At 55.6% G+C, this 10,546-nt stretch carries 10 protein-coding genes; 7 read left to right on the top strand and 3 right to left on the bottom strand.

The window, feature by feature from the left end; translation table 11 throughout:
• From ET33_RS38830 to ET33_RS36065, 7 genes are all read left to right on the top strand, one after another.
• Positions 1-97: zinc ribbon domain-containing protein (locus ET33_RS38830; protein WP_152570776.1), on the top strand; the 97-nt coding region annotated here is incomplete at its 5' end.
• Positions 98-388: 291 nt separating this feature from the next.
• The gene (locus ET33_RS36090; protein WP_010499561.1) at positions 389-883 is read left to right on the top strand and encodes a PH domain-containing protein; all 495 of its coding nucleotides are present in this window, start codon (positions 389-391) and stop codon (positions 881-883) included.
• A complete protein-coding gene (locus tag ET33_RS36085; RefSeq protein WP_036694256.1) occupies positions 880-2,379 on the top strand; it encodes a PH domain-containing protein in 1,500 nt (499 codons plus the stop codon). Before ET33_RS36090 ends, ET33_RS36085 begins: the two co-directional genes overlap by 4 nt.
• 188 nt (positions 2,380-2,567) lie before the next feature.
• A complete protein-coding gene (leuB, locus tag ET33_RS36080) occupies positions 2,568-3,647 on the top strand; it encodes a 3-isopropylmalate dehydrogenase (RefSeq protein WP_036694254.1) in 1,080 nt (359 codons plus the stop codon).
• 233 nt (positions 3,648-3,880) lie between these two features.
• On the top strand, positions 3,881-4,429 hold the full coding sequence (locus tag ET33_RS36075) for a peroxiredoxin (RefSeq protein ID WP_036694252.1): 549 nt from the start codon (positions 3,881-3,883) through the stop codon (positions 4,427-4,429).
• Positions 4,430-4,525: 96 nt separating this feature from the next.
• Positions 4,526-4,909 (top strand): glycine cleavage system protein GcvH, encoded by a 384-nt coding sequence (gene gcvH, locus ET33_RS36070; RefSeq protein ID WP_036694249.1) that lies wholly within the window; start codon positions 4,526-4,528, stop codon positions 4,907-4,909.
• A gap of 144 nt (positions 4,910-5,053) precedes the next feature.
• Positions 5,054-5,560 carry a DUF1572 family protein gene (locus ET33_RS36065; RefSeq protein WP_036694247.1) on the top strand — a complete coding sequence of 169 codons (507 nt, stop codon included), beginning with the start codon at positions 5,054-5,056 and terminating at the stop codon, positions 5,558-5,560.
• Between the two features lie 111 nt (positions 5,561-5,671).
• Here the strand turns inward: ET33_RS36065 and ET33_RS36060 are convergent, their stop codons facing one another.
• The 3 genes from ET33_RS36060 to ET33_RS36050 all read right to left on the bottom strand — a co-directional run bounded on the left by ET33_RS36060 (position 5,672) and on the right by ET33_RS36050 (position 10,497).
• On the bottom strand, positions 5,672-7,648 hold the full coding sequence (locus ET33_RS36060) for a glycoside hydrolase family 15 protein (protein ID WP_036694245.1): 1,977 nt from the start codon (positions 7,646-7,648) through the stop codon (positions 5,672-5,674).
• Positions 7,649-7,815: 167 nt separating this feature from the next.
• The gene (locus tag ET33_RS36055; protein ID WP_036694243.1) at positions 7,816-8,028 is read right to left on the bottom strand and encodes a KTSC domain-containing protein; all 213 of its coding nucleotides are present in this window, start codon (positions 8,026-8,028) and stop codon (positions 7,816-7,818) included.
• A gap of 72 nt (positions 8,029-8,100) precedes the next feature.
• Positions 8,101-10,497 (bottom strand): sugar phosphate nucleotidyltransferase, encoded by a 2,397-nt coding sequence (locus ET33_RS36050; protein WP_036694241.1) that lies wholly within the window; start codon positions 10,495-10,497, stop codon positions 8,101-8,103.
• Positions 10,498-10,546 lie beyond the last annotated feature (49 nt).

The raw sequence follows: 10,546 nt of genomic DNA, 5'->3' as shown, positions 1-10,546 counted from the left end.
GACCTGTTCAGGATGCGGGACGCACCATGACCGTGACCACAATGCCAGCATGAACATCTTGCAAGAAGGACTGCGTTTGTTGGCGAAGGCCAACTGAACTGCGGGAACCGCAGGGATCGCTTGCTCAAGAAGAGAAGGATGCTTCTCTGTTCGCAAGAATCCCCCACCTCAGCGCCATTAGCGCAGGTGGTGGGAGTGTTCAAAGCAGAAATGTAGTAACGAGTCGGGCAAAAGGCCGATTTAGTTCATTAATCTACCATATTATTTTATCCTAAACAATAAAAATTTATCGTTTTTCGATAAAAATTTATTGATTAAGATGATTAAAGCTGCTAAGGTTGAAATCAGAAACATGAACATGGCAGCATGGAGCTATAGGGGTGAAATTATGTTTTCTCCAATTGGCGCGCCTCAAAGACGGTTGTCCAAGGATGCGGTCAAAGTATGGGTCATCAGTGAAACGATTTCGAATGTGATCGGCTTTGTCGTGCTTGGGGTTTTGCTCTATTTGGACCATCGGTACGCATGGAAAGAGTGGATCGGCTGGATTCTTATCGGTCTTGCCGTCATTTCCGTGCCGTCTGCGATCTGGTCTTTCTATAGACCGTTTTTGCTCTATAACAACTGGCGCTACGATATGAATGAAGAGTTTTTGCAGCTGAAATCGGGCGCGTTAAACGAAGAGCATCGGCTCGTCCCGATGACCAAAATCCAGTCGGTCGCCACGAAGCAAGGACCGCTTCTACGAAAGTACGGCCTCTGCTCGGTCTCAATCAAAACGATGGGATCGACGCATGCCATACCTGCTCTGCCTAAAGAGGTCGCAATTGAGTTAAGGGATCAAATTGCCCATTTCGCCAAACTAAAGGAAGTGGAGTCATGACCGAAGTGAAACGGCATCATCCGCTGACGATGGTTTGGAAATTATGGAAGCTGGCCAAATTCTCGTTTGTCATCGCCATGTATTTGTTCGTGATCAAATTCGGTTCGGATTCGACTTTCCTTAAGTATGGGAGGATCGCTTTTTTTCTTTTTGTCGGGGTCGCTGTTCTCGTCATACTATTTCAGTGGCTGACGCATAAATACAAGCTCGACGATGCTTCGTTTCATCTCTATGAAGGGGTGTTCACCAAGTCCGTACGAACGATTCCTTTTACCAAAATTCAAAACGTCAACCGTCACACGACCTTATTTCATCGGCTGTTTAACGTGACTTCCATCCGATTTGAAACAGGGCTCACCGGTGAAGAGGCTGCTGTCGAATTCGAGGTCATCTCTTTAGCGGAAGCCTGCTATATTGAAAAGCAAGTGGCGAGCCCGGTGCCGGGCGGACCGATGACGGTACAGGACGGCGAAGCTGCCGCGGAGTCACATGCAGAAGCGGTGAGACCGCAGCGGACCGTTCATTTTAAACCGACAAGAAAGGATATTCTAAGAGCTTCCTTTACATCCTTAAGCTTTCTGCTCCTTATACCTTTGCTCGGTTCCGCTTATTCCAAAATCGATCAATTCTTTCATGTGAAGCAAGAAGCGAAAGGTTTGGTTTCCATCATTACGGACTCCTGGTGGATTGCCGCGATTCTGATCGCCGTGCTCGCCTTGGCCTCCGTCGCTTTCGGAATCGTCAGAACCTTTGTGAAGTATGGGAAATACGAGATTTCTTCCGATCCCGAGCGGATTTACATCACAAAAGGCCTGATCGACGAAACGGTATTTTCCATTGCCAAGCAAAGGGTGCATGCGGTTGAAATTACGCAGTCTGTACTGAAACGTTTACTCGGATTCGCCGAAATGAAACTGACCAGCGCAGGAGGTCTTGGCGACGGGGACGACAAGCTGGAAATCAGCTCGCTGTATCCTTTTCTGCCTGTTCAGCGCGCCTATGAGATGATCTCAGAAATGCTGCCGGCTTATGAAGTGACCCGCGAGATGAACCGGCTTCCCGCGAAATCGTTATGGGTCCGCATGCTAAGGCCAAGCTGGCTTTGGATTCTATCGACGGCCGCTTTATTTTATTTCAAGCCGCGGTTCCTTGGATTCGAGCAGACTTGGTGGGTTTTATCCGGCGTTTTGCTGATATGGATCTTCGTATCCAGATGGCTTGATTTCGCCAATACGCGGTACGTCTTGAAGGATAACTTCATTCAGTTCAAAACGGGAAGTTTGACAACGGCTTTATTCGTTTCGAAGCGGGAGAAAATTATTGAAGTGAACGTCACCCGCAGTCTATTTCAAAAATGGCTGGGGCTCGCATCCGTCGGAACCATGAACCGGGCCAAGCCGGTACGTCGCGCCGGGATCGACGATGCGCCGGTCGAGCTGGCCGAGTCGTTCGTCAAGTGGTATATGGGACGCCGCAAAGAGGTCAAAATGGAATAGAAGGGCACCGGCGTACCCGATTTGGCTCGCGTCCCGTCTTCCAACCCCGGGAATGCTAAGGGAGGCCGGTTATCGGTACGGTGATGGTTATAGGTTTTGTCTATCAAATTTATTCGATTTATGTCTTGGCGCAAAGATACACAAATGTGCTACAAAAGAGATAATGAATTTACTTAGGAGTGAAACCAATGGCAGACGTGAAGAAAATTGCCGTCATCGCCGGGGACGGCATCGGCCCTGAGGTTGTGGCGGAAGCGATTAAAGTAATGAAAAAAACCGAGGACGTGTTCGGCTACCGTTTTGAGTTCGAGCACGGCTTGTTCGGCGGTATCGCCATTGACGAGAAAGGAACCCCGCTGCCGGAGGATACGCTGGCGATTTGTAAGAAATCGGACGCCGTCCTGCTCGGAGCCGTCGGCGGCCCGAAATGGGACAACAATCCGAAGGAGCTGCGTCCGGAAACGGGACTGCTCGGAATCCGCAAGGCGCTCGGCTTGTTTTCCAACATTCGTCCGGCTAACGTATTCGATTGCTTGAAGGAAGCTTCCACGCTGAAGCCGGAAGTGCTCGAAGGCACGGACCTGATCGTCGTCCGCGAGCTGACCGGGGGGATTTACTTCGGAGAGAAATTCCGCCGCGAGGGTGCGAACGGAGAAGAAGCGGTCGATACTTGCGTATACAACGTCACGGAAGTGGAGCGCATCGTGCGCCAAGCGTTCGAGATCGCCCGCACCCGCCGCAAGAAGCTGGCGTCCGTCGATAAAGCGAACGTGCTGGAAACGTCCCGTCTGTGGAGAGAAACGGTTAACCGGATCGCGCCGGATTATCCGGACGTCGAGCTGGAGCACGTGCTCGTAGACAACTGCGCGATGCAGCTTCTGCGCCGTCCGTCCAGCTTCGACGTCATCGTGACGGAGAACATGTTCGGCGACATTCTGAGCGACGAAGCGGCGATGCTGACGGGGTCGATCGGCATGCTGTCCTCCGCCTCCCTGGGCGAAGGAGCGTTCGGTCTGTACGAGCCGGTGCACGGCTCCGCGCCGGATATTGCGGGCCAAGGCATTGCGAATCCGATCGCGACGATCTTGTCCGTAGCGCTGATGTACCGTCTGACGTTCGGCTACCACGATGCCGCCGAAGCGATCGAGCGCGCTGTGAAGGAAGTGCTGGATGCGGGCCACCGCACCGGAGACATTGCCGTCGACAAGAGCAAGGCCATCGGCACGACCGCAATGGGCGAGCTGATCGTTGGCGCCATCCGCAAATAAGGATTGAACCAAATAGCAAGACCGGATAGCCAGAAAAACTCTTGAGGGATTCCGATTTCTTAAGAGTTTTTTCTGTTTTCCTGCAGCGCAGTTTTGTGTTTGGATTGTCACAGATTAGAATTATTATAAAAAAATAATTAGTTTAATATTGACTTCAATGGGCTCCAAATGATACGATTTATATCGTGAAAAACGTGATCAATAAACCAAATTTAAGGGAGGATTTTTGGAACATGGCAGAGCGTTTGGTAGGTAAACAAGCACCCGATTTTACAATGGACACCGTTCTTGGGAATGGACAAGAGTTCGGCAAAGTTTCCTTGTCCGACTATAAAGGCAAGTGGCTCGTATTGTTCTTCTATCCGCTGGACTTCACTTTCGTGTGCCCGACGGAAATTACGGCAATCAGCGAAGCGGCTTCGCAATTTAAAGCGAGCAATGCCGAAATCCTCGGCGTTTCCATCGATAGCATTCATTCCCACCGCGCTTGGATCAACACGCCGGTAGATCAAAACGGCCTTGGCCAACTGAACTTCCCGCTGGCTGCCGATATTACGAAACAAGTATCGCGCGACTACGGCGTACTGATCGAAGAAGAAGGCATCGCACTGCGCGGCCTGTTCATCATCAACCCGGAAGGCGAACTGCAATACCAAGTCGTTCATCACAACAATGTCGGCCGCAGCGTCGAAGAAACGCTCCGCGTTCTCGAAGCTTTGCAATCCGGCGGTCTGTGCCCGATCGGCTGGAAAAAAGGTGACAAGCACCTGGTGGCGAAATAATCGTCTTCATACGCTTCGCATATCCCCCTCGGCCTGTCTTACGGCAGGCTAGGGGGTTTTTCACTACTTGGAGTAAAGGGGCTCGGAACCGACGTTATGGAAGTAATCAAAGGGCTCAAATACAGCGAAAATCATGAATGGGTGCGGGTGGAAAACGGGCGAGCCGTGATCGGCCTCACTGATTTTGCCCAAGAGGAATTCGGGATCATCGTCTTTGTGGAGCTCCCCGAAGAGGGAGACGTTCTTCAGGCTGGCGAACCGTTCGGCAGCATGGAGTCGGTCAAGACGGTGACGGAGCTGTATGCACCGGTATCCGGCAAGGTCGTTAGCGTCAATCCGAAGCTGACGGAAAACCCGGGCGTCATCAACTTGTCCCCATATGGCCAAGGGTGGATGATCGTCGTCGAAATGAGCGATCCTGCCGAGCTTGACCGGCTGTGGGAAGCGGACAAATACGAACAAACCTACGTGCATGAATAAGTATGGCAGCCTGGCTTCGGTCAGGTTTTTTTGCGTCTTCTGCGCTTGTAAGGTTTATCGCCCCGATAAAAAACGGAGATGTACTTTTCGACTTCGTTCCCGTAAGATGGTGTTGTACCCATTTCGCGGAAAGGTAGGATCATAATGAACCAACCGATGCAACTTGGCGAGGAATTTTTGAAAGAATCGATTTTGGCTTTTGAAAGCATGAAGAAGCTGGCTGATGGAACAATGAGCCAACTGGAGGACGCGCACTTTCACGAAACGATCGATCCGGAATCTAACTCGATGGAACTACTGATCAAGCATATGCATGGAAATATGATTTCGCGCTGGACCGATTTTTTGACGACGGACGGCGAGAAGCCGGACCGCAACCGGGACGGCGAATTCGAAGTCAGCCGGCTTCCCCGCGCAGAGCTGCTGCGGCTGTGGGAGGAAGGCTGGGAGCTGGTGTTTCAGACGCTGCGCTCGCTGACCCCGGATGATGTGCTGCGTATCGTCTATATCCGCGGCGAAGCGCACACGGTGCTGAAGGCGATTCAGCGTCAGGTTTCCCATTACGGATACCATGTCGGACAGATTGTCTTTTTGGGCAAGCACCTGAAAAGCGAACATTGGCAGACGCTGAGCATTCCCCGCAAGCGATAGCAGGCGATCCGGGGGATGCAGGAGGAGCCGCTCAGAACAAAAAAAACATGCCGTCAGGACGGATGCCCCGTCTTGTCGGCATGTTTTTTGCTATTGTGAAAACGGCCTGGTTTACGCTTTGCTGGCAGCCAGCAGCTTTTTATATTTCTCCGTGTACTTGATGACGGTCAGTACATAGGTGGCGTGCGACCAGGTGAGCGGGGCAACCGATACTGGCCCACCGTCGAACGGGTCGAGCTGCTCCGGCAAAATGCCGCTTTCCATCGCGTGGCTGACGACCCATTCGAGCGTACGCCGCGGCGATTCGAGGTCTTCCAGCGTTTTGGCGCACTCGATCTCCCATTCCGCAATCCACAGCGTGCAGATGATCCACGGGTTGCCCGGAACGTTATCGATATCCGACGAACGCTGGAAGTAATAGTCGTGATGGTAACGGGCGACGCCGCCAATGTCCGTTTTGATCGTCAGTCCGGCCCGGTTGGCCTTCATCGTGCTGACGACGCGCGGGTCATCGGCCGGGAGAACGCCGAATTCGAAAATGCCGTAGACGCTACTCTCCAGCGTCTTGTCCTTCACCCATACTTCACCGTCCAGCACCAGTCCCCGCACGAAACGCTGCTCCTCTTCGTCCCACAGATGCTTGAGGATGCCGGACTTGATTTTCTCCGCCGTATGCCGGTAGCGGCTGGACCGCTCTTCGTCCCCGAACAGGCTGCAGAAGTTGGCGGCTGCAATGAGACCGCCGAAGACGGCCGAAGCGGTGAACGTGAAAATGCCGTACCGCTCCTCCCACAGGTCGTAGCTCGGCTTCGGCAGGCTCAGCTCTTGCTCGATATAGCCGGACATAAAGCGCGCCGCGCGGCGGATCAGCGTCCGGTATAGCGATTGCGGCAGCTCGATGATGCCGTGGCGAACGTAGTCCTGCCACAACGCGAACAGGACGAGCCCGGTCTCGTCCTCTTGAATCGGCAGCTGCATGCTGCCGCCGTTGAGGTACGGATGCCAGCTGGAGCCGACTGTTCCGTCGGGATTGTATTTGTGATGCAGGTAGCCGTCCGGCGAGAGCGCCTCCGCGCAAAAGTTGAAGAACGGCGTAATCATGCCCTGATAGCCGGCCATGGTCATCGCGTAAGCGATCAGCGCGCCGTCCCGGGGCCACATATAGCTGTAATGGTCGCGGTTGGACTGCATGATGTCGGAGTCGTTCGCCGCGATGATCGCGCCGTTCACGTCGGTCTGCGTCCGGACGATCAACAGGCTGTGCTTGTACAACCGCACACAGGCCTCGCTCAGGTTGCCGTAATCGCGTTCCTCCGGCTTGTTGACCCAGCGCTGCCAATAGATTTCCACCCGGTCCAGCAGCTTGCCAGGATGGCTTTCTTTGACGTAGTTGTCGAGCTTCTTCACTTCTTCGAGATTTTTGCCCGCGCTCATCCAGTAATAAAGCGTCTCGTCGCTGTTCGGCGGCACATGGAGCCGGAAGCTGACGGTGCTGTCGACCGAGCCCTGCGCGATCGCATTGCCCATCAAATGGCCGTCCTCCGCATCACGCCATGTGCCCTCGGCGTTATAGAATCGTTTGACGCCGGTCGTGTACTGATAAATGCCGTCGGTACCGGCCAGCCCGTTGAACATGAAGTAGCGGTCTTTTTTATAATGAAAGACGGTATTGTTCTGAGGATAATAGGCGGCGGTATCGCCCACCTCGGTCTCGTTGATGACGAGGTCTTGATTGAAGAACATGCGCACTTCGCGCACGGTATCCCAATGATTGTGAACGCGCACGCGTTTCAGATACACGTCCTCGCGCTGATGCACGCCATCGTTCATAAGCAAAGTAATCCCGAGATGGTAATGGGAGGCGCGCACTTCGGTTACCAGAGAGTCTTCGATATACGAAAGCTCGAACTTCCATTCCGGATCGGCCAGCCAAGTAAAAGCGCCGTCCACCCAAAGGCCGATGCGGCATTGATAGCCGCCGACATGGTTGAGCTGCCCGACATAAGGATAATACAAATCGCGCATATACGTATTACGGTCCAGGTTGATCAAAAACTTGCCGTTTCCGATGACTAAGTGCCTAGGCAATCCACCCACACCCTTCTCGTTCCAGAATGCTTGCTTTCTCTTAAGATACCTTTTTATGCCATGCCGGTCAATCCGTGAAAATGGGTGAAAACGGCTGCCGGCGGCATGTTTGCTTCAAATTATCGGCCATGGGACCGGAGGGGAGGAAGAGGTAAAGCCTGGCTGCCTCAGGCTTGCGGAGGGCACCAGGCTTTGTCGGATGTCATTTGCATGAGCAAATCGTATGGATTGGGAGACTGGAGCAGCCGCTGGTAATGCTCGGGCAGGACGTCGCAGCACGTATGGGTGTGACCCGTATGGTATTGAATGTGCATCTGCGAAGCTTGGTCGTCATACCGGACAAAAGCAATCTGCTTCGAGCCGATCGAAATGAGCTTCATACGATCATCCTTTCCTTTGGGAAGTCCGGCGAAGCCGGACTCATCAATTTGGGCATTACTTTATGGTTATGCTCACTGCATCAGGTTTAGAATTTGCTCGCGGTATTCATGAACGAGCGACAGCGCATGCTCGTCGTGAAGCCCTTGGGCGACGACGCTGAAGGCCGGATCGTCGGAATCGGGAAGCAGCAGTACCCAGCCGCCGTCATGGTGCACCTTGATGCCGTCAATGAGTTCGACCGGCCGTCCCTTGGTTTCCTGCAGCATCCGGCGCATAATCTCGCCTTTGCGGTCCCAGGGGCAGTCGATCCGCTCGCGCCGGACGTACACGCTCGGCAGGAGCCGCAGCAGCTCGTCAAGCGGCAAGCCGCTGCGGTGCATATTGCGCACGATAAGCCCGGTGGCGAACAGGCCGTCAAACAGCGGATGCAGCGCAAGGTTTGCGGAAATCTCCATGATGCTGCGAATCTGCTGCTTCGTCCGCACGATCCGGGCACCAAGCCCTTCCGCCAAGCTTTCGAGCAGGTGCGGCGCGCTCACGGGGGCGCCGATGACGGCGGATTTGAAGCTGTGGAAAAACGACACGTACTGCAGCAGCATCAGACGGTCGCCTGTCACCGTTTCGCCCCCGGACGTGACGAGCGACATGCCGCGGGCGTCGTCGTCGAGCCACAGGCCCAGGTCGGCCGACAGCGCGCGGACATGATCCGCCAGCCGTCCGCGCTGCGCATCGGCGGGCAAATGCACGGCCTCGCAGCCAAGCGCATCGAGCAACGGCCGCAGCAGCGCGAAGACGGCCGGGTGCGTGCAGACGACGGCGCGCAGCGGCGGGGCGCTTTCGCCTTCCATCGCCGTGAAGGCGAGCAGAGCCCCGAGATACGACGGCGTCATCGTCTCGTCCGTCCGATAGCTTCCGGGCGACTCCGCCGGGGCCCGGCCGTAATCCTCCTGCCGGAAGCCGTTCTCGACCTTGCGCTCCGCCGCTTTGTCGATCGGCAGGCCCTGCCCGTCGTAGCATTCGAGGCAGCCGAGCCCGTCGGCGCCGAGCTGCACGTGAATGCCCCCGGCGCTTTGCAGCTGGCGGACGGCGAAGCGGGCCACCGGCGGCAGCACGTCGCCGAGATCGATCACGTCGACGCCGACCGATTGCAGACTGGCGGCCACGGTGCGTTTGATCAGCCGCGCGAATTCGTGGGGCGCGGAGCTGACGGCGAGCCGCTTGCCGGCAGCGAGAGCGGAGCCGTAGGCGGTGGCGAAGCGGGCGGCGAACTCCGGCGTCAGATCGAGGTTGGGCGTACCGGCAACGCCGTAAGCGCTGTACAGCGGCTTGCCCAGATGTTCGCCCCAAATGAACGAGGAGGTCAGCCGCGTATTTTCGCGGATTTGCTTCTTCGGCCATATTTTTACGTGCGGCTCGACAACGGCTTTCGGGCCGATGACGCAGTGGCTCCCGACGACGCTTCCGTCGGCGAAGCGCGCGCTTTCCTTGCAGAAGATCCGGCTTCCCAGCGTCGAACCGAGCAGCTCGTTTCGTTCGGCGATATGGTTATGATCCCATAGGATCGTCCGGCCCAGCACGCTGCCAGCGGACAACACGTTGCCCTGTCCGAGGATGCTGTATTCGCCGATCTCCACGCCCTCCCCGATCCGGCAGCCGTCGCCGATGAATGCCGGTCCGATCCATTTGACGTTCTGAGCGGCGGTGACGTTCTCGCCGACGTAAATGCCGGGCCGCAGCTCGGTGCCGCGGATGCGCACGTTGGCCTTGCGGTCGAGCATGTCGAACTGTGTCTGCCGATACTGCTCCAGCGTACCGATATCCGACCAGTAGCCGTCCGCGACATAGCCGTACATAGGCTTTCCATCGGAGAGAAGGCCCGGGAACAGCTGCTGGCTGAAATCGTACGCGATGCCCGGCTCGAAGCGGTCGAGCACCTCGGGTTCGAGAATATAGATGCCCGTATTGACCGTATCGCTGAACACCTCGCTCCAGCTCGGCTTTTCGAGAAAGCGGACGATGCGCCCGCCGTCGTCGGTCATCACGACGCCGTATTCGAGCGGATGCTTGGCCCGGGTGAGCACAAGCGTGGCGAGCGAACGATTCTCTTGGTGAAACCGGATCGCCTGGGTCAGATCAAAATCGGTCAGCGCATCACCGCTAATGACGACGAACGGCTCGTCCAGAAACGGGGATGCGTGCTTGACGCTGCCAGCGGTGCCGAGCGGCACCGTTTCTTCAAAATAATGCAGGCGGACGCCGTGCCGGCTTCCGTCCCCGAAATAATCGCGTATAACGTCCGGCAAATATTGGATCGTGACGGCAATGTCCGTAATCCCGTGCGCCTCCAGCAGCTCGATGATGTACTCCATGCAGGGGCGGCCGGCAAGCGGAACCATCGGCTTCGGGAGATGGCAGGTCAACGGGCGAAGCCTCGTCCCTTTGCCTCCGGCCATAATGACGGCTTTCATACACATCCCTCCTTGCGGCGTTCTGTCGTGCTGCGAATCTCCGGAGAGC

The sequence above is a fragment of the Paenibacillus tyrphae genome (assembly GCF_000722545.1).
In the GTDB taxonomy this organism is placed as follows: Bacteria; Bacillota; Bacilli; order Paenibacillales; family NBRC-103111; genus Paenibacillus_G; species Paenibacillus_G tyrfis.
Note: the sequence above shows the minus strand (reverse complement) of the source record. Positions and strands in the feature narration are given on the sequence as shown.

Coding starts and splice junctions, on each gene's coding strand:
- ET33_RS36090 (WP_010499561.1), top strand. CDS start 389: ATGTTTTCTCCAATTGGCGCGCCTCAAAGACGGTTGTCCAAGGATGCG.
- ET33_RS36085 (WP_036694256.1), top strand. CDS start 880: ATGACCGAAGTGAAACGGCATCATCCGCTGACGATGGTTTGGAAATTA.
- leuB (WP_036694254.1), top strand. CDS start 2,568: ATGGCAGACGTGAAGAAAATTGCCGTCATCGCCGGGGACGGCATCGGC.
- ET33_RS36075 (WP_036694252.1), top strand. CDS start 3,881: ATGGCAGAGCGTTTGGTAGGTAAACAAGCACCCGATTTTACAATGGAC.
- gcvH (WP_036694249.1), top strand. CDS start 4,526: ATGGAAGTAATCAAAGGGCTCAAATACAGCGAAAATCATGAATGGGTG.
- ET33_RS36065 (WP_036694247.1), top strand. CDS start 5,054: ATGAACCAACCGATGCAACTTGGCGAGGAATTTTTGAAAGAATCGATT.
- ET33_RS36055 (WP_036694243.1), bottom strand. CDS start 8,028: ATGAAGCTCATTTCGATCGGCTCGAAGCAGATTGCTTTTGTCCGGTAT.
- ET33_RS36050 (WP_036694241.1), bottom strand. CDS start 10,497: ATGAAAGCCGTCATTATGGCCGGAGGCAAAGGGACGAGGCTTCGCCCG.